We start from the raw sequence: 24,593 nt of genomic DNA, 5'->3' as shown, positions 1-24,593 counted from the left end.
GAATTTACGGATTTATACTCGAGTCACTTGGTCGATACCGTCTATTTTTTTAAGATTTTCTATCAAGGTTTTCAACAATTCATTGTTTCTCACTAGTACTGTTATTTTTCCCTTAAAAACACCTCCTTGCGTGGTGAAGTTTATACCCTTTATTTCTACATGCTGGTGCTTTGAAATCTCAGCGGTCACAGTATTTACAAGCCCTAAGTTATCAATACCAGTAAGTATAATGTCAGTTTGATAACCAGTGTCTGATGAGTCTACCCACTTTGCCTTAATAATTCTATAGGCATAGTTACTCCTCATCGATATTGCGTTAGGGCAATTGTTTTTGTGCACCTTTATCCCGTCGTTTATTGTGGTAAACCCAAATACAGGATCCCCAGGTATAGGGCTACAACACTTTGCAAATGAATAATCGAGTTTCTGATCTTCTGGACCAAAAACTAGTGAGTCATAATTGTTAGTGATTTCATCTTTGTTGACGTCTGGCGGACTGTTAGGCTTGCGTATTTTACTTTTTATAAATGACATTAAAGCGTTGCTGCGCTGTGCTGCAAACTCTTTAATCATTTTATTGTCTATTGTTCCGTTACCTACACGATAAAATAAATCAAGACTTGTGTTCAACTTAAAGTAAGAAACTAGTTCGTTTATAGTTTTCTCATTAAGAGGTATCTTTTGAGATTTAAGTTTACGATTTAAGATAGCCTTACCGTCATCTGCAAGTTCTTTCTTTTCATCTTTAAGAGATGATTTTATCTTTGCGCGTGCTCTTGCTGTTGTTGCATAGTCAAGCCAGTTGTTTGTAGGGTGCGCAGATTCTGATGTGATGATTTCTACCTGGTCACCACTTTTAAGTTCGTGACTAAGTGGTACTAGTCTACCATTTACTCTTGCCCCACGAGTGTGAAGCCCTATTTCTGTATGTACACTAAAAGCAAAATCTAGCGGAGTTGCACCTTTAGGGAGAGATTTGAGTTCTCCTTGCGGTGTAAATACAAAGATTTCCTTATTGTATAGATTGAGTTTGAAATTTTCGACAAAATCTACCGCATTTTGATCAGGGTTTTCTAGTGCTTCCTGTAGTTTATTGATCCAGTCGTCTAGTGTAGAATCTCCGTCGTTTCCTTGTTTATACTTGAAGTGAGCTGCATACCCCTTTTCGGCGATTTCGTTCATTCGTTCAGAACGAATCTGTACTTCTACCCATCGTCCTTTGAGACCCATTACAGTAATATGTAGTGCCTCGTATCCAGTGGTTTTAGGAGAAGAAATCCAGTCTCTAAGGCGAGTAGGGTTAGGTCTAAAGTGGTCTGTAACTATAGAGTAGATCTTCCAGGCTAAGAATTTTTCGTTTGCCTTATCACTCTTATAGATGATACGTATCGCAAACTTATCATACACTTCTTCAAAAGTTACTCCTTGTGCGAGAATCTTACGTCTTATGCTGTATATAGACTTTGGACGTCCTTTAATTTCATAATTAAGTCCTTCTTCATCTAGGGAGTCTTCTATAACCTTTTTGAATTCCTTTATATAATCGTCTTGCTGTGCTTTGCTCTCTGTGATTTTGCCGGAAAGATCTTTATATACTTCTGGTTCGGTATATTTTAAGCTTAAGTCTTCAAGCTCTGTTTTTATATTGTACAGTCCCATTCTATGTGCTAGGGGCGCATAGATATATAGCGTCTCACTTGCAATTTTTGATTGCTTATCTGGACGCATGGAATCCATGGTTTGCATATTGTGGAGACGGTCTGCTATTTTAATAATAATCACCCGTGGGTCATCATTAATAGTAAGCAACATTTTTCTAAAATTTTCTGCTTGTAAAGAGACGTCTCTATCCTTTTTTAAGCTAGATATTTTAGTAAGCCCATCTACTATACGAGCAACAGTCTCCCCAAACATTTGCTCAAGATCAGGTAAGGTATACTCCGTGTCTTCTACAACATCATGCAATAATGCACTAGCTATAGATGTAGCATCGAGACCTATCTCGCTAGCTACAATTTGTGCTACGGCAACTGGATGAAAGATGTAAGCTTCGCCAGATTTTCGACGTTGTGATTTGTGAGCATCTACAGCTACGTCAAATGCTTTGCGAATCATTTTTTTATCATCCTCTGATAAGGTTTGATAGCTTATGCGTAGCAGTTTTTTATACTGTCTTGTCAGCTCCTTATTCTCTGCCTCTATAAATTCTGTCGTTAATTCCATATGATATCTTAAATGTACCATTTTCTCATAAATGAACAATATATAATAACAACATCTTGAGATGATTTATATAACGATGTCTTATTAAGGTAAATGGGGTTGAAATTTTAGATAACGCTTTCGCGAAAGCGTACTAACATTACCACTTTCCTCTCTTATTAATTCTAAGTGCACATGACTGTTAATTCTTATCTTCGCCTGTAAAATTACAATATATGAGCATATTTTATATTCTAGTAGGTTTAGTATTACTAGTAGTAGGAGGGGAGTTTTTAGTAAGAGCATCTGTGGGGTTGTCGTTTAAACTCAATCTTTCTAAAATGGTGATAGGCCTTACTGTTGTTTCCTTTGCAACCTCTGCGCCAGAGTTATTAGTAAGTGTACAAGCAGCGCTAGACGGTAGTTCTGATATTGCGCTAGGTAATGTAATTGGATCTAATATTGCAAATATAGGTCTCGTTCTAGGTATCACTGCGGTTATTTCGGCACTTGCGATAGACCGTGATTTTTATCGTTTTAACTGGCCTGTGATGATGTTCTTTTCTCTCGCCTTGTTTTTTTTACTATCAAATGATGGAAAGCTTACCGCTGCCGAAGGTGGAGGCTTGCTTGTTACACTTGCTGTATATTTATATTTCTTATTACGTAGAGCAAGAAAAAGTGCTGTGCTTGAAGAAGGCGATGGGGTAGATGAGGGATTGGGACAGGCGTCTTATTTCAAAATAATACTATGGCTTATTATAGGTGGTGCAGCGTTATATTTTGGTTCTGAGTGGCTCGTTTCTGGAGCAAAAGATCTTGCAACGGCTGTGGGTATTAGTGAGTATGCTATTTCTGTTACTGTTATCGCAATAGGTACTAGTGTTCCAGAACTTGCGGCATCTGTTATTGCTGCTTTAAAGAAGGAGAAAGCTATATCACTAGGGAATCTTATAGGTTCTAATATTTTTAACATTGCGTCAGTGTTAGGCTTTACATCCCTTATCAAGGACATAAACGTAGTAGATGATGCTATTTTAGGAACTAATATTTACTGGATGATAGGTTTTGCTGCCATTTTATTGCCACTTGCTTTTATTCCTGCCAAGCTACAAATAGGTAGAATAAAAGGCTTAGTCCTTGTAGGAGCTTATATATTATTTATAGCGCTTGCATTTGCAGGATAATCCATACGCTTTTTAAATATTGAGCACTAGTAAATGGCATTAGATATTTACTACTCTTGTTATAGATCTCTTTAAAAATTTAAGTACGCTTTCGCGAAAGCGTGACACAAAAAAAATGCTCAACCTAAGTTGAGCATTTTTCACATTTATATAAATCAGAATTAAACCTTTGCAGTTTTTACAGTCTCGATAATACGACCTGCTACGCGGTATGGATCTGCGTTTGAAGCTGGACGACGATCTTCTAACCATCCTTTCCATCCTTGCTCTACGGTAATAATAGGAATACGTAACGATGCTCCACGATCTGATACTCCATAAGAGAAGTCTGTAATAGCAGCAGTCTCGTGATCTCCTGTAAGGCGCTCTTCATTGTGAGCTCCGTATGCTTTAATGTGTTCTTTTGTTACTGGGCGGAATGCCTCACAAATCTTATTGTAAGTTTCCTCAGATCCACAAGTTCTTAGTGTTGTGTTTGAGAAGTTTGCGTGCATACCAGAACCATTCCAGTCACCTTTTACTGGTTTAGGGTGATACTCAATGTACCATCCGTACTGCTCAGTAAGACGATCTAGAAGGTAACGTGATACCCATATCTCATCTCCAGCTTTTTTTGCACCTTTTGCAAATAGTTGGTATTCCCATTGTCCAGAAGCAACCTCTTGGTTAATTCCTTCAAAGTTAAGACCAGCCTCGATACAAAGATCTGCGTGTTCTTCTACAAAATCACGACCGTGTGTATGGCGACCACCTACAGAACAGTAGTACATTCCTTGTGGTCCTGGGTATCCACCTATTGGAAAACCTAAAGGTAATTGAGTCTCTCTGTCCATGATAAAGTATTCTTGTTCAAAACCGAACCAGAAATCATTATCATTATCATCTATTTTTGCTCTATGATTTGATTCGTGAGGTGTACCATCTGCACTTAAAACCTCAGTCATTACTAAAAATCCATTTGCACGTTGTGGATCTGGGTAGATTGCAACTGGCTTTAGAAGACAATCTGAAGCTCCTCCAGATGCTTGCTTAGTAGAAGACCCATCAAAAGACCATATAGGGCAATCTTCTAATTTTCCGCTAAAGTCATTTACAACTTTAGTCTTGCTTCTCATATTTTGTGTGGGTGTATACCCGTCTAACCAAATGTATTCTAGTTTTGACTTACTCATAATAGCATTTAATGTTTTAGTTAACGAGGGCAAATATAAAATAATTTTAAAAGGCAATCAGTATTTTAGGGCTGAGTTATTAAAAAATATTGAATTTTATGAACAACCCCTCAAATTTTAGGGGGTCTGTAATTTTTGGCTATATTTTTTATATTTCCCTTATATTTGTGTCCTTGTTTAGGGGTGTTATTGGCTTTTTGGTAAGAACTTTTTCTAAACATCTTCTAAAATATTTATAATCATTGTGTTATAGTGGTTTCTCTCCCATGTCATTGAAAATACTGTAGCCTTAATAATGTTAGACTAATTATGTCAAAAATCCGTTTTAAAGCCTTGCATGATGTGCAGCATAGACCAGCCATCACTTTTGATACTTTAGGAAGACCATCTTCATTATTTAAGTCTAATGTGTTTGGAGAGCAGGCCATGCGCCAATTTTTGTCTAAATCTACTATAGACAGTGTACAGACAGCTATAAGGAAAGGCGATAACATAGATCGCATAACTGCAGATGCTATTGCTACAGGAATGAAATCTTGGGCGCTTGAAAAAGGAGCTACGCATTACACTCATTGGTTTCAACCGTTAACGGGTGCCACGGCAGAAAAGCATGATGCTTTTTTTGAAATCACATCAGACGGTCACGTTATAGATAAATTTGACGGTGGGCAGCTTGCACAACAAGAACCAGATGCCTCAAGCTTTCCTAATGGAGGCATACGTAACACTTTTGAAGCAAGGGGTTATACCGCATGGGATCCTACATCACCAGCATTTATATATGACAACACCTTGTGTATTCCAACGGTTTTTGTGGCATATACAGGAGAGGCACTTGATTATAAGACACCTTTATTAAAAGCTCTAAACACGATTGATCAAGCTGCTACAGCAGTAGCTCAATATTTTAATAAAAATGTAAATAAAGTAACAGCGACTCTAGGGTGGGAGCAAGAGTTTTTTCTTATAGATGCATCACTAGCAGCTGCGAGACCAGACTTGATGCTTACGGGGAGAACACTTTTAGGTCATGCTGCCGCAAAAGGACAGCAACTCGATGATCATTACTTTGGATCTATTCCTATCAGGGTGCTGGCATATTTAAAGGAGCTGGAGCAAGAATGCTTGTTATTAGGTATCCCTTTAAAGACAAGGCACAATGAAGTAGCGCCTAATCAATTTGAGATGGCTCCTATTTTTGAAGAAGCAAACCTAGCAGTAGATCATAATGCATTACTCATGGATGTAATGCAAAAAGTAGCGCAACGTCATCATTTTAAGGTTCTCTTTCATGAGAAACCGTTTGAAAATATAAATGGTAGTGGTAAACATAATAACTGGTCACTAGCTACAGACACAGGAGTGAATCTTTTGAGTCCAGGTACCACTCCAATGAAAAATTTACAATTCCTCACCTTTTTTGTAAATACTATTAAAGCCGTTTGTGAGCATGAAGCTTTACTTAGAGCCTCTATCGCTAGTGCAGGAAATGATTACCGTCTTGGAGCAAACGAAGCGCCGCCAGCAATTATATCAGTATTTATAGGTTCTCAACTCACACAAGTGCTTGATGAGCTCGAGAAAGTAACAGATGGAAAACTATCTCCACAAGAAAAAACAGATCTTAAACTTAATGTAATAGGTAAGATCCCTGAGATTTTGCTTGATAATACAGATCGTAATCGTACCTCACCTTTTGCGTTTACAGGTAATAAGTTTGAGTTTAGAGCTGTAGGTGCTACTGCAAATTGTGCAAACCCTATGACTGTGCTTAATGCTATTGTTGCTCAACAACTTATAGCTTTTAAAAAGGAGGTAGATGCTCTTATAGACAATAAGGACATGAAAAAGGATGATGCAATCTTTAATATCCTTAGGGAATATATAAAGGACAGTAAGAAAATAAGATTTGAAGGAGATGGATATGGTGCCCCTTGGGAAAAAGAAGCAAAAAAGCGCAAGCTTAGCAATAATAAGACTACAGTATCTGCTCTTGAAGCTCGAGTGAGTAAGAAAACAGTAGCATTATTTGAGTCCTTAAACATCATGAATAATGTTGAGATTCAAGCACGATACGAGATTGAGTTAGAAGAGTATGTAAAACGCATACAGATAGAGAGCCGAGTGCTAGGCGATGTAGCTCGTAATCATATAATCCCTACGGCCCTGAGATATCAAAATGTATTGATAGACAATGTAAGAGGCTTGAAAGAGATATATGGTGAAGATTTTGCCGCTTTCGCGAAAGCGCAAACATCCATTATTAAATCAATCTCAGATCATACAGCTAGTATTAATAGTCTCATAACAGAAATGATTAATGCTCGCAAAGAAGCAAACGATCTTGATATTAAAAACAAGGCAACTAATTATGCTGAGGAGGTGAAGCCATTTTTTAAGGCTATTAGGAGAGATTGTGATAAACTTGAGCTTCTAGTAGAGGATGAACTGTGGCCACTGCCAAAATATAGAGAATTACTCTTCGTAAATTAAGCTGTTTTTGCTAATTAAAGACGCAAGACTTTATAATGTACAAGTAAAAGATGACTGTAAGTTTCTTATAGTCAGCGAACTCGTAAGAAAAATCTGATTCTTATATACCCGCCTATATAAAGGGGTGTTTACCCCTGCGTGCTTAGCTACTGTAAACACTAGTGCTAACCGAAAAATGTTAAAAATACCATAACGTTTCATCGAAAACAGTAGGTAACTTCTTGGAAGAGAGGTAGATTTTCCTAATTTAGTACTCGTATTACAGCAATTATCTCCCCCCTTTGTAATATTTACTCCCCCGTAATAATAGATTAAAAGACGCACTTGTGATGACAATGACGATGGTTTGTTGTGTCTTGTAAATAAGTATTTATTAACCATTTATATATTATTAATTTAAACTCAATTATTATGAAAAAAGTAATTTTTAGTGCCGCGGCACTCATGATCGGAGCGGTTGCTTTGGGGCAGACTACTCAGCAATCTAACACTGGAGCCACTGTAGGAACAGCTAGTACGGCAGCATCTGTTGTGTTAACGCAGCCAGCACTAGCACCTCTAGCAAATAAGGGACTTGCTATTCAAAACGGAAATGATAACTTACTTGAGGTACGTCAAACGGGATCGCTTCAAGGTGTATATACAAATCAGTCTGATGGAAACGGCATCGGGATGAATGAAGCGCGAGTGGTTCAACAGGGAGGAGTAAGTGCCTTTAGCGGTGTTTTCAACTTAGCTCAAGTAGAGCAAGTGGGTGAAGGAAACTCAGGAGATGTTGAGCAACAAGGTGATTTTAACGACGCACTTATAGAGCAAGGCCTTGCAGACCTTGGGACGGCAGACTTAAGTAAAAATAACTTAGCACGTATCCAGCAAGGTAATGGAGACCAAGCTCAAAATAACTTTGCAGCAGTAACGCAGCAAGGAGAGGATAACAATGCACACACGCTCCAAACGTATGACAATAATACTGCTTGGACAGTACAAAATGGAGAGGATAATGCCGCTTATATTCGTCAAAAAGCTAATGGAAATCAAACAGAAGGTCACGACGCCCTTGTAGATCAATTTGGTGATGATAACGCATCAGTAGTAAATCAAGAAGGTTCTGCAAAGAACACTGCACGTACTGTAGTTAATGGAGACGGTAATGCTTCAAGTCAGATTCAAATTTCTACAGGTAGTGCTGCTGGTGATGGTAATGTAGCTTATGTAAATCAAGGAGCACTTCCAGATGCTAATGGTTTAGCGGCTGTAGGTCAATTTGGATATGCTGTTTTAGATGGCATTGTTGATAATATTGGTAATCCTTCAACGCTCCCTGCATCTGGTTCGGAAGAAGCAGAAGCGTACCAACGTCAAGAGGGTGAACGTAACCTAGCTACTACTTTTCAATTTGGTGAGCCAGGTAATTATACTGAGCAATATCAACTAGGAGATGACAACGTATCGCTTACTTATCAAAATCTTTATGGTAATCCTAATGGTGGTGATAACTACCTTGCACATACTCAAGATGGAGATGCAAACATCGCTGGTTCTGCACAAAATGGAAGTGAGCACAAAGCTTTGATTGATCAAAATGGAAACGGAAACATTGCAGGATCTACTCAAAGAGGTAAAGGTAATGGTCTCTTAATAGTACAAGATGGGGATGACAACTTTGCTACATCTGCTCAGAGAGGGGTTGATAACGACGTTGTAATCTATCAAGATGCTGGACAGAGTTTCGTATCAGAGCAAAACTTACCAGGAAATAATGCACCAGTAGGAGCGCCAAATGGAAATAACTCAATAGATGTTATTCAAGTAGGACCATCTAATCCATCTGCATTTCCTGCACAACAGAATTATAGCGCATTCTTATCTAGAGCTAGAGCTGCACAATCAACTTTAGTTGGAGCATCAAGAATAGGACTTACAAACATCAACTAAGAAATGTTTGAAAATGTAAGGTTATTTTTCTGAAATAAACCATAGAATAAGGGGGAAGGGTAGGCGTAAATTTATTGAGCGTTTAGCACTTCCTCCCTTATTATTTAATTAAAAATTTTAAAATCATGAGAATTTTTAAGAACATACGTAGCTTTTTGAATGTGATTATAATAGCTTCATTTTTAGCTTTTTCATCAATTTTAAGTGGACAGACCTATTCAAATGAGCAGGATGATAGTCAGGGAGTTGCAGAAACGAATGAGTTATCTAGAGCCAGTTTTTTATCAACTTTTGGTCTCAGTACATCCACAAGAACACTAGATTCTAATCAGAGTGGTAATTCGATCTTTTTAACACAAATAGGAGAGCTTAACAAAATAAGTGTAGGGGTTGAGGCCGAAGCTAGTGAAATTAATCTATCGCAAAATGGCAATAAAAATCTTACACAACTTAATTACAATGTAAATACAGTATTTGCTGAGATTGCTCAGAATGGAAATAATAATTCTGTTTTTGATTTTATCAATAATCCTTCATCTGATATTGCTTTAGAATTACAACAAAACGGAGATAATCTAAACTTTGAAAGGCAAGGAGCAAATGCTTTGACAGAATCTTTGAGATTTATACAGACAGAAGCCTCGCCATATTTGATAATTCGAAGTAATAATTAAATGAAAAATTAAGATTAAAAACTTGATGACAGACATACGCCAAATACTAGCTCTAGTTATTATGTTGTTGTGGTCCACAATGTCTGTAAGTCAGTTTTATAATAAAGAAGTAAAGGCAGAAATAAGAGTGCAGAGAAATAGTGAGTTTTTAGAGTTCTTTGCTATTGCCGAAAATAAAACACCATCTGATCTATCGTTAACATATGATTTTATGATATTTCAGACAGATGATGATGGAGAGGTAAATAAAACTAATGAGCAAAAGAGGTTTGAGATAAAAGGTAGAGAAAGAAAAGTTTTGAGGTCATTATCACTTAGTAACTCTTTTACAAATAAAGTAGTGATCGCCTTTTTGATTTACGACCTTGATGGAAAACCCGTTGGTAAATATAGAATTGAACTTCCCCAAGGAAGTCAAACCAAGGCCAGTGAAAATGAAAAATTAAGTAAAGTTTCAAAGGATCAAGAAGTTGCTCAAGATGGATTTGAAATTAATGGGCTTGTTATTCAAAAGACAATAACAAAAGCCGGTAGAGATTTTTATAAATTCTTTTACAGTGATTATTACAATAAGGGAATAAAAACAAATAAGAATATTATAATTGTGGAAATCCCAGGAAGACAGAGGTCTACTAGAATTAGCGTTAAAGTGGGTGATAAAGTTGTATGGCAGTTTTTTTCACAACCAAAGAAAACATTCTTACAAGAAATGGCTTCTCTAGCCATGAGTAGATGTATCGTACAGTTGCAAAATTTAGAAAGACAAAAAGAGGATTATTTAAGATATTAATATGAGAACATTTTTTATAGTAGTAGCGTTTTCTTTTTATGGGAGTATATGTGTTGGTCAGCAATTTTCATATAAGCCTAAAAATCCATTTTTTGGAGGAGATACGTTCAATTATCAACAATTATTAAGTTCTGCAGCAGCTCAAAATGGCTTGACCGCAACGACAACCGCTCAAGAACAAGAATCAGATCTTGATAGATTTGGAAGAGATTTAAGTGGTCAATTGCTTAACCGAATAGAAAGAGAATTATCTGCCGCACAATTAGATGGACTCAACATAACAGAAGAAGGCACTTTTACATTTGGTAATCTTAATGTAGAAGTTTTTGAAACATTTGAGGGCTTGGTAATTAATATTCTTGACACCACAAATGGGGAAGAAACCCAAGTTATAGTTCCAAATTAAACTCACTTTATGAAATTATTTACAAGGCTGGTATGTTTGTTCAGTTCATTGCTTCTCGCTTCTTGTGGAGCTTATTTTAACCAACCATTTAATCAAACTTCTGCTAGAGTAGGAGAGTTGTCAAAATCGTCAAATAAACTACTTGATTTACCAGAAGCAGCTTCTAAAGTTGAGGTCGCTGTATATAATTTCAGTGATCAAACAGGTCAATTTAAGCCTGTTGAAAACGGTAGTACTTTCAGTACAGCCGTGACTCAAGGTGGTACTACAATTTTAATAAAAGCTCTTGAAGATAGTGGCTGGTTCAAGCCTATTGAACGTGAGAATTTATCAAACCTCTCTACAGAGCGAAATATTATACGTAACACAAAAAAAGAATATATCAAAAACCTCAACCCGAACGAGCCTCCGTTACCACCTTTATTATATGCAGGACTAATCTTAGAAGGAGGGATAATCTCTTACGACACTAATATCGTGACCGGTGGAATAGGTGCGAGGTACTTTGGGCTAGGGGGTTCAGCGCAGTATAGACAGGATCGTATTACGATATATTTAAGAGCTGTCAAAACTACAAATGGAGAGATTTTGAAAACGATTTATGTTTCTAAAACTATATTGTCACAAGCTCTAGATGCTAGTTTTTTTAGATTCGTTAAGTTTCAAAGACTTCTAGAAGCAGAAACAGGGATTACTCAAAGTGAACCTGTGCAAATCGCTGTAAAAGATGCTATAGAAAAAGCAGTACATGATTTAGTATTAGAAGGAATAGAAAATGAGTATTGGAGTTCTAAGCAGGGAAGCGCTGTAAATGATAGTCTTGTAGCAAAGTATAGAGAAGAAAAATCGCTTGAGGAATCTCAAGGGTTATATGACCGTATGTTTGTTAAAAACGATTATAATAATTACGTGTCACTGGATGCAGGTGTTAACTTAATAGATGGTGATTATGTCCCTAAAAAACTAGGTTTGTTAGGTAGGTTATCTTACGAAAAGAGCATTTCAAATTCATTTAGCTTAAATCTAGCTGGAAGTGTATTTCAAATTAATAATGGAGATGTTCTGAAAAATTATTTTGGAAGTATTGACTTAAACTCAAAAATGTACTTACTGCCTAACGACAATTTTGGACCCTATATTTATGGCGGTCCGGGAGTAGTTATAGACGGTGTGAATTCTAGTGAGGATGGTCTATCATTAGGTGAAGCATTTGTCAAATTACAGTATGGGGGAGGGCTCCAATATAAACTTTCTCCTAGATTGCATTTTAATGCTTTTGCCGAGCATAACATTATGTTGGATGATGAATTAGATGGTGTTTCTCAAGGTAAAAGAGATGACTTTTATTTCACATTTGGAGTTGGACTGAAGTACGGCTTTAGTTTCAAGAAGAAGAAAATAGCAATACAAAATAAATAAGATTTAATTAAAAACTAAAGAATAATGAATTATCTAAAAAGCTTTGTTACTGCCATTTTGATTGGTTCTCTATTTTTTAGCTGTAGTGAAGATAGCATAGAGGGGGAAACTTTTGGGACTATTACAGGAACTGTAATTAGCGATGAATCTGGTGAACCATTACAGGATGTTAAAATAACTACTAATCCTGCTTCCACGACTACTTTTTCAGATAATGATGGGTTTTTTACACTTGATAATGTGTTAGTTAGGAATTATTCTGTACAAGCGGAATTGGATGATTTTTTAACAGATTTTGAAGCAGTTGAGGTTAATGAAGGTCAGGTGTCAGTAGTCGCCTTTGAAATGAAGGTGTCAAATAATATAAATAACTCTCCCAGCATACCAGATCTTATATTTCCTGAAGATGGAGCACAAGATATTCCTTTAGAAGTAACCTTAGCATGGAATTCAGTAGACCCGGAAGATGACGCAATTGAGTACCTCATAGAGCTAAGGAATGGATCTACTAATGAAATTGAAAGCTTTGAGGTCTCGCAAGACACAACCTTAGTTGTAGATAATCTTAGTCTTTCCACAAATTACTTTTGGCAGGTAATAGCAAATGATCAGAATAATCCAGATGTTTTATCTGAGATAGGATCATTTAAGACATTTTCGGCATTAAATAATCCCTTTCTATTCGTCAAAAGAGTTGGCACAAATAATGTAATCTTTTCTGGAGACTCATCAGAGAATGTAGAAGACAGTGAGGATATTGATGTAAATGTTTTACAACTCACAGACGAAGAAACAAACAGCTTTAGACCTAAACGAAATTTAGAAACTCAGGCAATCGCTTTTCTGAGAAATATAGGAGGCGAAACTCATCTTTTTAAAATGGATTTTTCTGGTGAAAACATTACTCAAGTTACAAGTGCTGTTCCAGTAGCAGGATTTCGTCAGGAAGAGGTTCAATTTAGTTGGTCCCAAAATGGACAGAGTTTGTTATACCCTAATTTTGATAAATTATATAGAATCAATGCAGATGGAAGTGGTAATACATTATTGTATAGTACCCCTGATGGAGCCTTGATAAATGAAATTGCAGTTTCTAATGCTAATTCTAATGAAATTGTTATAAAGACTAATAATACAAGAGGTTACGGTTGTAGAATAGTCGTTGTATCATTATCTAGTCAACAGGAAGTGCAAGTAGTTTCAGAGGGATTAGGTGGAGGATATTCAGGCCTAGATATTAGTGCTAATGGTTCAGATATTATATATGCCAGAGACGTAAATGAGTTTGAGGACCCTCAAGTCTACAGATTGTTTAAATCTAGAGTATTTGTTTTTAATAGAGGTACGTCAACTACCACAAGTATAAATACAGATGTAGCATTAGGACAGAATGACTTAAATCCAAGCTTTTCACCTGATGAAGGGCGTTTGATTTTGACTAGGAAATTAAATAATCAGAATGCCACTCCAGAAATACTTATTGTCAGTCTAGAGACGACAGATAACAATCAAGAATTATTCTCTAATGCCTCTATGGCAAATTGGGATTAAATCATTTTCATAACATTCAATAAGATTAAAGCGCATTATCATTCAGTGCGCTTTAATCTTTTGTGTCTATTGGTTTTCTATCTATTTCGCTCGCATTGCTTTCTTAAAAGCGCTTCTTGTAATTTTATTTAATGCGTAGTCAATAGGCTTTTTATCTTTTTCGTTTCGGTGATTGGGATCAGCTCCATTTTCCAGTAAAAGTTCAATTATATCAAGTGCATATTCGTTTTGACTAGCTAGAATGTGTAAAGCATTATCCCCCGAGTGATCTTCAATGTTAACTTGCACGCCCAGCTCAATGAGGTTTTTCATGATTAATTTACTGTCTACATTTAATGATCTACTTACAGTGTGTATAGGGTAACTACCATTAGTAAATGCAATATTCAAATCAACCTCTGGACGGTTTAAAAGCATTAATACCCCTTCGGTAAAGTAATAATCTATAGCTATTCTTAAATGTTCTTGATCACATTTCGCCCCACTTTGTAATAATATTTTAAGCGAACCTATCATTTTATAGCGGATTGCATCTTCAATAGCAAGGGTTGGGTTTGCTCCATTAGATAATAATCTTTTTATAACGGTTAAATTTCCTTTGCGGGCTGCGCTGCGAATGAATTCATTGCCTTCCAAACTAGAAACATGATCCATCAATAATAAAATGAGAGGTTCGTTTTTAGTTTCCATTGCATTTGCTAGTGCTTCATTTGCTTTTGCACCGCTGTCTAATAAGGAGTTTACTATTTCAATATTTTCAGTTTCTGTTGCGTCAAGTAAGGCGTTGTCAAGGTTAATTCCACCTTGATTCACAAGTAACTCAACAAGATCTAGGTTTTCATTTGTAATTGCCGACTCAATAAGAAGTGGGTCTGTGGTGTCTGCTCCCATAGAGATTAGGTACTGACTGATTGTTTTGTTTTCGATAGTTATTGCTTTATTGATTCCTTTACTAGGATTACTATTATTAGAAACTAACAGTTTTACCATGTCAACATTTTCACCAGCTACGGCGAGCGGCAATAAATTATCAACATTCATATCTTCTTTTTTTATAGCAATCACAGACTCTGCAAATGGAAGGTTATTTTCCTTAATTGCTGCTGTCATAGCTACATCTGGGTTTCCTTCATATAGGTTAAGTACATCATTAAATAATTCAGCATCATCTTTTTGAGCAGCATAAAATAGTGCGCTATCGGGCTGTGCCTTATTGTTAAGTGCTACTTGGATAGCTTTTTTATTCTCCTTTTTAATAGCATACTCTAAAAGTTCAGAGGCATTCCCTCCATTTTTAAGTGAGATGTCTAGAATTTCAAAATTATTGTTGTCTGTTGCTGTATTGGGGATTTTATTACTGGTTATACGTGCATTCTTATTGATAAAGTATTTGAATAACTCTGTGTTGTCTAGCATTGATGAGACTTTGAGGGTGTTTTCATTTGCTTCAGTTACAGGTATGATTATGTTTTTAAGCTCGTTATTGCCATTTTTTAAAGCGCTATCTAGAAGTGATGCATCTGCAGTTGCGCCTAGTGTTGTAAATTTTTCAGCGAGATCAGCATCATTGTTCTTTACGGCTAGAGCCAGTTCTTTTTTGCCCGCTTCAAATGCGTCAAAATCAACGCTCATTAAAGCTTTTACAGATGGGTAGTGATAGGTTTCTAAAGCAAATGATAAATCATTATTAACTGGGGTAGCACCTTCCCTCAATAGTGCATAAATGATAGGGTCACTTTGATAAGCAACCGCTTTGTAAATCATATTATTCTTAAAGGGAGCGCCTCTTTCCAAAAGGATTAATATCTTCTGTTTATCAAAGTATTCTTTAAGAAATAGTAATTCTAGGTCTTCGCTGCTTGGTATCACTCCTTTGTCTAACACATAATTTAATATTTCTGAAGACTGTTTTGAGGTAATGATAGCGGCGATTAAACCTGGAATCCTTCTAGTTGCATTATGAGTTAATAAAATTTTCATGCGTGCTAGGTCACCTATACTTGCAGCTCTTACTATTTCTGTTTGTAATGCGGTATTGTAATGCTGTTCGCTATTTTCTAATAATTTTTTCTCTTTCTCAAGAGATAGTACGTAAGTAACTTCGTAAATATCTCCATCTATAGTAGTTATCTCTACATCTTTGTAAATATCCTTAGTTAGTGCTTCTTTGTAAAAAGTCTTTGCTTTTTCGGGTCCAGAAACTCTCAAACGCTTACGTGCTTTACTTTTTACTAGTTTTTTTGTGTCATCCCATACACTCACATACCCTCTTTCTAAATCCTCAGGTTTTACTGTAATAAGTACCTGCTTATTGAGTTTTATTTCCTCGTCAGTAATTAGAGTTTCCAGTCGTATACCTCCACGATCTATAAGTGGGGCTGTACGTAACATAGCCTCATCTTTTGAAAACCCTCCAAAGAATAAATCACCAGTGTAAGCATGCTCGTCACTTGATGTAGCGCCAGCACTTTTTTTTATTAATTTATCTATAGACTGTTTAAATCGCAATGAGTACTTCGTAAAATATTGAGAAGATTGCGGGGCGTGTAATTGTTTTTTTGAGCTGTTAATCGCTAGTTCAATAACACTATCTAGTAGTTGTATTCTCTTTTCCTTATCCTGAAGGTCTTCAAAGTCAACTTTTTTAAGCGCTATTGTCCAAGGTTCTAATGAGACATCAATTGCGGTGACATTATTTTCTAAGGTAGTTTGCCAGTCTGTAAACCATTGTTTGCTGGTATCACCGCCCCGAGTAAATAAACTTCCAGAGCCAGTCGTGATGTATGGATTTCTATTTTTTGGGGATTGATGAGACGTTTTAATCTCTTCAATTACTTTTTCTTTAAATTGATTCTGATCATAAGGCGAGTATATAAAGTCATCATTTGTAATTAAATTTCTTTTCAAAAAAGTACCTCCTAAAGTAACTTCATGTGCATAATGTGTACCGTATCGATCTATAAATCCCTCAGGAGTAATATCACGGCCTAATCTTTTAAAATCTTCAACCATGGCACTATCTAGTATGGTAGAACCTGCAGTGACGAGTGTGTTTTTTGATAAAGGCACCTGTTTTTTAGTGTAAACTAATAGGGTTTTGTTTCCTTTATCGTTATTAAAACCTTTATAGTGTGCTTTACTATTTAGCGCTTGATAAGGTTTTGACAGCGTATCTGCATTTAAAATTTGTTTTTCAAAATCATATGGAGACGTTATAAAATGAAAACTTTCTGTAGGTCTAGCGTTTATAGAAGTGCGCCGCGTGTTTCCCCTAATGAGTTGTTTGCCCTTTGATGATGACAGCCAGTCTAGAGCGTCAACATACCGTATGTCAAAACCTTGACCTATAAGGTTAGGTAATTGTTTTTGCTGGCATAATATGGGGTTATTTAAAATTAATAGGAATAGGGGGAGCATAAAATATTCCTTTCGGAAAAAGCGTGTAGTCTCCAAAGGCTTAGATATTAGTTATTTAAAATGGTCAATAAGTAACTAAAATACCCATAAAAAGGATAAGAAAAAATTCAATTAGATTAAGTTGTAAATAACTGGATTAAAGAGGTTTTGAGGTGAAATGTTTGTAAGAAATAACTGATTTTTAATGGTTTTATCACGCTTTCGCGAAAGCGTAATTATAAAATTAAACACATAAGTAATTATTTTATAAGCTTGATCAAACTGTTTGTAAATCAATTTTAAAGCCCATTATATAATCCCTATTTTTGCGGAGTAAAATTTATAGATGAGCCAAGAAATTTCTAAACGATACGCACAACGCGGTGTCTCTGCAGGTAAGGAAGATGTACATAACGCTATAAAAAATGTAGATAAGGGGTTATTTCCTAAAGCATTTTGCAAGATTGTGCCAGATGCACTTACGGGTGATGATGATTACTGTCTTGTAATGCATGCAGATGGTGCTGGGACAAAGTCTGCTCTAGCATATATGTACTGGAAAGAAACGGGTGATATCTCAGTGTGGAAAGGTATCGCTCAAGATGCTCTTATTATGAATATAGATGATTTGTTATGTGTGGGTGCGACAGACCATATCATGTTATCATCAACAATAGGACGTAATAAGAATGTGATTCCTGGTGAGGTTATTTCGGCCATAATTAATGGGTCAGAAGAACTTTTGGCAGAGTTGAAATCTTACGGTGTGACCATTCACTCTACAGGCGGAGAAACGGCAGATGTAGGTGATCTTGTACGCACAATTATTGTAGATTCAACGGTTACCGCTCGTATGAAGCGTAGCGATGTTATTGATAATGCAAACATACGTCCTGGAGATGTTATTGTAGGTCTTTCATCTAGCGGTCAAGCGACCTATGAAAAAGAATACAATGGAGGTATGGGGAGTAATGGACTTACTTCTGCACGTCATGATGTGTTTGACAAGTACTTAGCACAGAAATATCCAGAAAGTTTTGATGCAGCAGTGCCAGAAGATCTTGTGTATAGTGGTTCAAAAAAGCTTACAGACGCAGTGCCTGGTAGCCCGCTAGATGCAGGTAAACTCGTGCTTTCTCCTACAAGAACTTATGCACCTATAATTAAAGATATTTTATCTAAATATAACTCAGACAGTATACACGGTATGGTGCACTGTAGTGGAGGTGCTCAAACAAAAATATTACACTTTGTTGAGGATTTGCATATTATAAAAGATAATCTATTTGAAACTCCACCACTCTTTAAGCTTATACAAGAGGAAAGCGGTACAGACTGGAAAGAGATGTACCAAGTGTTTAATATGGGACATCGCATGGAGATTTACTGCCCTCAAGAGGTGGCCGAAGATATTATGAAGATCTCAACTTCTTATAATGTTGATGCGCAAATAGTAGGTAAGGTAGAAGCTTCTACAAGTGGAAAGAGACTTACAATACATAGCGATAAAGGAACTTTTACATATTAAGATATACTTTATATCGCGCTCTGAAAAGAAGATGATTTTAATCGCAAAAGAGGTCTGTATTTATTACAGGCTTTTTTTTATTCTAGAAAAGAAAGTGTTAACCTTTATTTAGCACAGTATAATAATTTGTTATTGGGAAAGTTAGCTATTGTTTTTAGGTTTTTTTTATGATTAAAGAAATCCGTTGGCCATAGTTTTTTCGTATATTTTTCATCCCAAGTCAAATGTTTAATTAGCTACCCCTAATAAGTCAAATAGCTATCCGTATGGAGAAAATTACATCAGCAATAAAGTTTAGGAGATTACCATTAATTATTGGTTTTGCAATATTGATTAATGTGATTGCCGTTATCACCTCAGATTTAGAAATAATGAGGGTGGTGCGCTTGATCACTATAGGAATATATATCGCCTACTATTTTTTACGCGCATCCCAAAAGAGTTTTATTGTGATTGCAATACTATTAAGTTTAATGGCAAGGGATATAGCCGTTATGTTTTATGAAACTAATCTGGGGCATAAAATGTACCTTATACTTGGTGTAATCGCTTATGCAACTATTTGTTTAGAGCGGGGAGATATACTTAAAGTTATTAGCAGAGATAAAAGCGCTTTGATTTTTACTTTAGTATTTATTGTGCTTAATACATTTGCTCTTAATGAAATAACAAAACTAGTGAGTATTGGATTTCAAGGTCCCTTCGAGCCATATCTCTTTTATGTTTATGGTGTATTTATGATTGTTTTTGGTGCAACAGCGATAATATATAATCAAGTCTATAACAGTAACAGATCACTAGCTTACATTTTATTTATGATAAGTTTTCTTACCAGTGATGTCACCTCTTTATTTGCGTATTATTTTGGGTATGAGATGCTTTTTTATGTAGATCGTGTAGCTTATGCCGTAGGCTTAGGTCTATTTTCTTATACCATCACAGCAACTAGCAGTCAGATTGAAGAGGCAGAGCAATATGATATGTTATCTTAGGTAATACAATATCTACCTGTTCGTTTATTAATTAAATACCTCAAATTTAACCGTAGTACCTTTAATAAAAAATCCCTAACAGCAGTTGTAATTGTATAGTTGCAATTAGTAAATATCTTGATTTAAGATACTTAGATTTACTGTTTTTTGTTAAAATCAATTATTTACGGTGGTTATAATTTTACTTTTGCTTACTTTTATTAACAAGTAAAATGCTTTTAGTATCCCCCCAACTAACAATTGACTAATGCAATTTTCATTACGCAAAGCAGGTAATTATTTACCATTAATCACCGTAGGTCTTATACTACTAAATATTCTGTCTGTTTATTCAGGGCAGTATGTTTATCTCTTAAGGTATATGCCACTTTTTACAGTACTAGTCTTTCTCATTTACTACATAATCAAAGCACCTCATGTTAGGTTTATCGTGATTGCAATTCTAGTAATGCTATCGATGCGAGAATTTTCGGTTTTCTACTACTATAAAAATTTTGGGCAGATAGCCTACATCCTTTTAGGTTGTGTGACGTATAGCCTTATCATTATTAAACGGCTAGATATGTTCCAGACATTTTTAAAAGACAGGGTAGCCATAATACTTACATTAGTCTTTATTGGTCTTAACCTATTTATTCTTAATGAACTAGTCTCTCAGGTAAAAGCGAGTTATGAAGGATCTTTCCAGTCTGGTCTTGTTTTTCTTTTTGGAGTTATTATAAGTTTATTGGGGGCAATAGCAGTTTTATATAATCAAGTTGTTAATAGTGATAGATCATTAGCATTCCTATTCTTTGTTTTTTGCTTTATTTTTTCTGATGTCGCCTCTCTTTTGGGCTATTATTATGGAATTAATTTTTTCTACTATATTGATTTTGTCTCTGCCGCATTAGGCTTGGCATTTTTTACATATACAGTTTTAGATGTTGTAAATAATGAAGATGAAAACAATGAACTTACTCAATCCTATTAATTGTTCTAACTTTTTTTGCTTTCGCGAAAGCGTATATAGACCTCCATTAACCTTTTATTCCTTGTTTAAATTATCGTAAATTCGCTACTTATTAGAGAAAGTAGATGTTAGAAAAATTACAGATAGTAAAACAGCGTTTTGATGAGGTAAGTGACCTAATCATACAGCCAGATATTATAACAGATCAAAAGCGCTACGTGCAGCTCAACAAGGAGTATAGTGATCTTAAGGCACTGATGGAAGTGCGCGATGAATATATAGAGCTTACAGATAATCTTAAAGAAGCCGAAGAAATCATAGCAGATGGCAGCGATGCCGAAATGGTCGATATGGCCAAAATACAATATGAAGAAGCAAAAACTGGTATTCCTGAACTTGAGGAAAAAATCAGAATGATGCTTATCCCAAAAGATCCAGAAGATGCCAAAAACGTCGTAGTAGAAATACGTGCGGGAACGGGTGGAGACGAGGCAAGTATCTTTGCAGGAGATTTGTATAGAATGTACACTAAGTATGTAGATAGCGTGCCTGGCTGGAAACACAGTACGGTAGACTACTCAGAAGGTACTTCTGGAGGATTTAAAGAAATCCAGTTTGAAATTACAGGGCAAGATGTGTATGGTACAATGAAGTTTGAGGCTGGAGTACACCGTGTACAGCGTGTACCTCAGACAGAAACTCAAGGTCGTGTACACACTAGTGCAGCTACAGTAATGGTACTTCCAGAAGCCGAAGAGTTTGATGTACAAATAGAACCTAAAGATGTACGTGTAGACTTTTTCTGTTCTTCAGGACCAGGAGGGCAGTCTGTAAACACAACCTACTCAGCAGTACGATTAACACACATCCCTACAGGTCTTGTAGCACAGTGTCAAGATCAAAAATCACAACACAAAAACAAAGAGAAAGCCTTTAAGGTACTACGCTCACGTCTGTATGATCTTGAACTTGCAAAAAAGCAAGAAGAAGATGCTGCAAAGCGTAACTCTCAAGTAAGTAGTGGTGACCGTAGTGCTAAGATTCGTACGTATAACTATCCTCAAGGACGTGTGACTGATCACAGAATAGGTTTAACACTATATGATTTACAAAATATTGTAAATGGTGATATTCAAAAAATTCTTGAGGAATTGAGACTTGTAGAAAACACAGAGAAACTCAAATTTACAGAAGGAGAATTATAGCATAACGGAGCTGATTATTATCTAGACCAGAAACAAGCAAAAATGAAAACAGCTGATTTAATTACTCAGATTAAAAAGAAGCAATCTTTTTTAATAGTTGGTCTTGATACAGATCTTGATAAAATACCTGAGCACTTATTAAAAGAGGAAGATCCCATCTTTGCTTTTAATAAAGCAATTATAGATGCCACTCAAGATTTATGTGTGGGGTACAAACCTAACACTGCTTTTTATGAGGCTTACGGTATCAAAGGATGGCAGGCGCTAGAGAAAACCATTAATTATATCAACGAGAAATACCCTGAGCAATTCACTATTGCAGATGCAAAACGTGGAGATATAGGGAATACGTCTACAAGATATGCTAAGGCATTTTTTGAAGATCTCAATTTTGACTCTGTGACCGTAGCGCCTTATATGGGTAAAGACTCTGTAGAGCCTTTTTTAGCTTTTGATGATAAGCACACGATATTGCTTGCTCTTACTTCAAATAAAGGAGCATTCGATTTTCAAACTAAGGAAATCGATGGTAAAGAAGTTTACAAGCACGTACTTGAAACGTCAAAGTCATATACAAATAGTGAGCAGCTTATGTATGTAGTAGGAGCGACAAAAGCAGAGTATCTCACAGATATACGTGCTATTATTCCTGAGGCATTCTTACTCGTACCAGGAGTAGGAGCGCAGGGAGGTAGCTTACGTGAAGTATGTAAATATGGAATGACTGAAGATATAGGTCTTCTAGTTAACTCTTCTCGAGGTATTATCTATAATTCTCAAGGAGAAGACTTCGCAATTGCTGCGCGCAATGTTGCACAGCAAATGCAAGAAGAGATGAGTGAGCTCATTTTGGAACATATTTAGTATGCATATCACTGATCAAATAGGCACTCGTCTAGCTTTTGATCGTACACCACAACGTATTGTATCATTAGTACCTAGTCAGACAGAACTCTTAGTTGACCTAGGGTTAGAAGATCACATTGTAGGTGTAACAAAGTTTTGTGTTCATCCGCTGCACTTGCGTGGTGAGAAAGAAGTAGTAGGCGGTACGAAGCAAGTAGATTTTGCAAAAATAACTGCTCTGCAGCCAGATATTATTCTTTGTAATAAAGAAGAAAACACCAAAGAGATTGTAGAGCGTCTTCAAGCAATTACTTCTGTACATACATCAGACATTATAACCGTTCAAGAATCTCTTGAGCTTATACTTCAGTACGGAGTAATTTTTAAAAAAGAGAAAGAAGCGCAACAACTAGCTACAGCTATTACAAAAGAGCGTACTGATTTTTTGAAGGAAATGAAGAAATCTACTCAAAATAGTGTAGGCTACTTTATCTGGAAAGAACCAATGATGGTTGCTGGTGGAGATACTTTTATAAACACACTTTTAGAAGAAGCTGGTTTTACAAATGCTTTTACTTCTGTAGAAGGTAGATACCCAGAGGTTCGAGCAAAACAGCTTATTGATCTTGATTACATCTTCTTATCATCAGAACCTTTTCCATTTAAGGAAGAACATATCGCATTATTCAAAAAAAATACCACTGCTAGAGTGGTATTAGTAGACGGTGAGTATTTCTCTTGGTATGGGAGTAGGCTTCTTAATGCATACGCATACTTTAGAGATTTACGATCTAAACTAGAATTGCAAGAACTTTAGTTTAGAATCTAGTTGCAGGGCTTCAAAGGTAAGTACATCGCTCTGTTCATGATCTGTGTACTTTAGATTGTAAGCTTCTTCAACAAGTTTTTTGTGTTTGCGCTCCATATAGGTCTTAATGCGCTGGTGCTTATATTGAGAATTCATAGTACAATTAGTTAATTTGGGGTTAAACTTATTTTCTATTAATAAATGTATTAAAAAAAAACCGAACCAAACTATTGTAACTGTATAAAAATCAAGTAATTAATGTAAGATTAATCTTGTTAATCTTGTTAATCTTGTTAATCTTGTAATGCAAACACGCGCTTAAGTAAATCTGTAGTTCTACTTTGTGTTTTTGTTCTTATTTCTTTTTCCTCAACAGCAATCATTGTGTACACACCTTGCAGTGCTTGTTGCGTTACATAATCTGTAAGATCTGGATTTACATTATTTGTAAGAGGTAAGTCATTATACTTTGTGATGAGGTTAGTCCAGATTTGATCTGCGCCTACTTTGGCAAAGCTATTTTTAATCACAGGGTTGAATTTATTATACAATGCCGTGTTTGTTTTTCCTTCTAGATATTGAGTTGCCGCATTATCTGTTCCTAGTAAAATGGTACGCACATCGTTAAAGGTAATTTGCTTCACTGCGTCTACAAAGATTGGTGTAGCCTCGCTTACCGCATCTTCGGCAGCGCGGTTTAGGGCTTTTATACCTTCATCTGCAAGACTTCCTAAGCCTATTGCTCTTAATGTTTTATCTACTTTTTGTAACTCTTCTGGTAATAAGATTTTTACCAATTCATTTTTATAAAAACCATCTGTAGAGGTAAGCTTTGTTACTTGCTTATCAATTCCAAAATCTAATGCCTGCTTAAGACCACTACCTATCATCTGGTTGCTTATTCCAGAAGTTCCAGATTCTGTAGGTAAACTATCTATAACGCCTTGTAATTCGGCACAAGAAACGAGTGAAAATAAAACGAGTACAGCGATGATCTTTTTCATAATAATGTCATTTAAGTATTGTGGTAAATATAA

General features: G+C 36.0%; 19 protein-coding genes. 14 read left to right on the top strand and 5 right to left on the bottom strand.

Annotation, left to right across the window (positions count from 1 at the left end; translation table 11 throughout):
* Window positions 1–12 precede the first annotated feature (12 nt).
* Window positions 13–2,223 (bottom strand): RelA/SpoT family protein, encoded by a 2,211-nt coding sequence (locus D017_RS00185; RefSeq protein WP_035333989.1) that lies wholly within the window; start codon window positions 2,221–2,223, stop codon window positions 13–15.
* A 215-nt stretch (window positions 2,224–2,438) separates the two neighbouring features.
* On the opposite strand from D017_RS00185, the gene D017_RS00180 reads away from it, so the two are divergent.
* On the top strand, window positions 2,439–3,389 hold the full coding sequence (locus tag D017_RS00180; protein WP_035333988.1) for a calcium/sodium antiporter: 951 nt from the start codon (window positions 2,439–2,441) through the stop codon (window positions 3,387–3,389).
* Between the two features lie 161 nt (window positions 3,390–3,550).
* On the opposite strand, the gene D017_RS00175 is transcribed toward D017_RS00180, so the two are convergent.
* Window positions 3,551–4,561 carry a glutamine synthetase beta-grasp domain-containing protein gene (locus D017_RS00175; RefSeq protein ID WP_035333987.1) on the bottom strand — a complete coding sequence of 337 codons (1,011 nt, stop codon included), beginning with the start codon at window positions 4,559–4,561 and terminating at the stop codon, window positions 3,551–3,553.
* Window positions 4,562–4,870: 309 nt separating this feature from the next.
* Here D017_RS00175 and D017_RS00170 point away from each other — a divergent pair, with 309 nt between their 5' ends.
* The 7 genes from D017_RS00170 (at window position 4,871) to D017_RS00140 (ending at window position 13,829) form a co-directional block, all read left to right on the top strand.
* Window positions 4,871–7,054, top strand: coding sequence for a glutamine synthetase III (locus tag D017_RS00170; protein WP_035333985.1), 2,184 nt, complete (start codon window positions 4,871–4,873; stop codon window positions 7,052–7,054).
* A gap of 411 nt (window positions 7,055–7,465) precedes the next feature.
* On the top strand, window positions 7,466–8,989 hold the full coding sequence (locus D017_RS00165) for a hypothetical protein (protein WP_035333984.1): 1,524 nt from the start codon (window positions 7,466–7,468) through the stop codon (window positions 8,987–8,989).
* A gap of 125 nt (window positions 8,990–9,114) precedes the next feature.
* Entirely contained in the window at window positions 9,115–9,663 is a 549-nt protein-coding gene (locus tag D017_RS00160) for a hypothetical protein (RefSeq protein WP_035333983.1), read from the top strand.
* 25 nt (window positions 9,664–9,688) lie between these two features.
* A complete protein-coding gene (locus D017_RS00155; RefSeq protein WP_035333982.1) occupies window positions 9,689–10,453 on the top strand; it encodes a CsgE family curli-type amyloid fiber assembly protein in 765 nt (254 codons plus the stop codon).
* A 1-nt stretch (window position 10,454) separates the two neighbouring features.
* A complete protein-coding gene (locus tag D017_RS00150) occupies window positions 10,455–10,859 on the top strand; it encodes a curli assembly protein CsgF (protein ID WP_035333980.1) in 405 nt (134 codons plus the stop codon).
* Between the two features lie 9 nt (window positions 10,860–10,868).
* Window positions 10,869–12,278: a CsgG/HfaB family protein gene (locus tag D017_RS00145; RefSeq protein WP_035333979.1), complete on the top strand. Its 1,410-nt coding sequence runs from the start codon at window positions 10,869–10,871 to the stop codon at window positions 12,276–12,278.
* A gap of 24 nt (window positions 12,279–12,302) precedes the next feature.
* Window positions 12,303–13,829: a carboxypeptidase-like regulatory domain-containing protein gene (locus D017_RS00140; RefSeq protein ID WP_035333978.1), complete on the top strand. Its 1,527-nt coding sequence runs from the start codon at window positions 12,303–12,305 to the stop codon at window positions 13,827–13,829.
* An 81-nt stretch (window positions 13,830–13,910) separates the two neighbouring features.
* Here the strand turns inward: D017_RS00140 and D017_RS00135 are convergent, their stop codons facing one another.
* Window positions 13,911–17,246 (bottom strand): ankyrin repeat domain-containing protein, encoded by a 3,336-nt coding sequence (locus D017_RS00135; RefSeq protein WP_035333977.1) that lies wholly within the window; start codon window positions 17,244–17,246, stop codon window positions 13,911–13,913.
* 325 nt (window positions 17,247–17,571) lie between these two features.
* On the opposite strand from D017_RS00135, the gene D017_RS00130 reads away from it, so the two are divergent.
* The 6 genes from D017_RS00130 to D017_RS00105 all read left to right on the top strand — a co-directional run bounded on the left by D017_RS00130 (window position 17,572) and on the right by D017_RS00105 (window position 23,565).
* On the top strand, window positions 17,572–18,753 hold the full coding sequence (locus tag D017_RS00130; protein WP_035333976.1) for an AIR synthase related protein: 1,182 nt from the start codon (window positions 17,572–17,574) through the stop codon (window positions 18,751–18,753).
* Window positions 18,754–19,019: 266 nt separating this feature from the next.
* On the top strand, window positions 19,020–19,745 hold the full coding sequence (locus D017_RS00125) for a hypothetical protein (protein WP_035333975.1): 726 nt from the start codon (window positions 19,020–19,022) through the stop codon (window positions 19,743–19,745).
* Window positions 19,746–20,307: 562 nt separating this feature from the next.
* Window positions 20,308–20,718, top strand: a complete 411-nt coding sequence (locus D017_RS15225) for a hypothetical protein (RefSeq protein ID WP_152023831.1) — start codon at window positions 20,308–20,310, stop codon at window positions 20,716–20,718.
* A gap of 104 nt (window positions 20,719–20,822) precedes the next feature.
* The gene (prfA, locus tag D017_RS00115; RefSeq protein WP_035333973.1) at window positions 20,823–21,902 is read left to right on the top strand and encodes a peptide chain release factor 1; all 1,080 of its coding nucleotides are present in this window, start codon (window positions 20,823–20,825) and stop codon (window positions 21,900–21,902) included.
* Window positions 21,903–21,944: 42 nt separating this feature from the next.
* A complete protein-coding gene (pyrF, locus tag D017_RS00110) occupies window positions 21,945–22,766 on the top strand; it encodes an orotidine-5'-phosphate decarboxylase (protein ID WP_035333972.1) in 822 nt (273 codons plus the stop codon).
* A 1-nt stretch (window position 22,767) separates the two neighbouring features.
* Window positions 22,768–23,565, top strand: coding sequence for a helical backbone metal receptor (locus D017_RS00105; protein WP_035333971.1), 798 nt, complete (start codon window positions 22,768–22,770; stop codon window positions 23,563–23,565).
* Here D017_RS00105 and D017_RS15220 read toward each other — a convergent pair.
* Entirely contained in the window at window positions 23,545–23,712 is a 168-nt protein-coding gene (locus D017_RS15220) for a Lacal_2735 family protein (RefSeq protein ID WP_013749631.1), read from the bottom strand. The genes D017_RS00105 and D017_RS15220 overlap by 21 nt on opposite strands.
* 137 nt (window positions 23,713–23,849) lie before the next feature.
* Window positions 23,850–24,560, bottom strand: coding sequence for a DUF4197 domain-containing protein (locus D017_RS00100; protein WP_035333970.1), 711 nt, complete (start codon window positions 24,558–24,560; stop codon window positions 23,850–23,852).
* Window positions 24,561–24,593 lie beyond the last annotated feature (33 nt).

Origin of the sequence: Dokdonia sp. PRO95 (genome assembly GCF_000355805.1) — a bacterium.
In the GTDB taxonomy this organism is placed as follows: Bacteria; Bacteroidota; Bacteroidia; order Flavobacteriales; family Flavobacteriaceae; genus Dokdonia.
The sequence above is the reverse complement of the archived record's forward strand: the minus strand, read 5'-3'. Positions and strand labels throughout refer to the sequence as shown.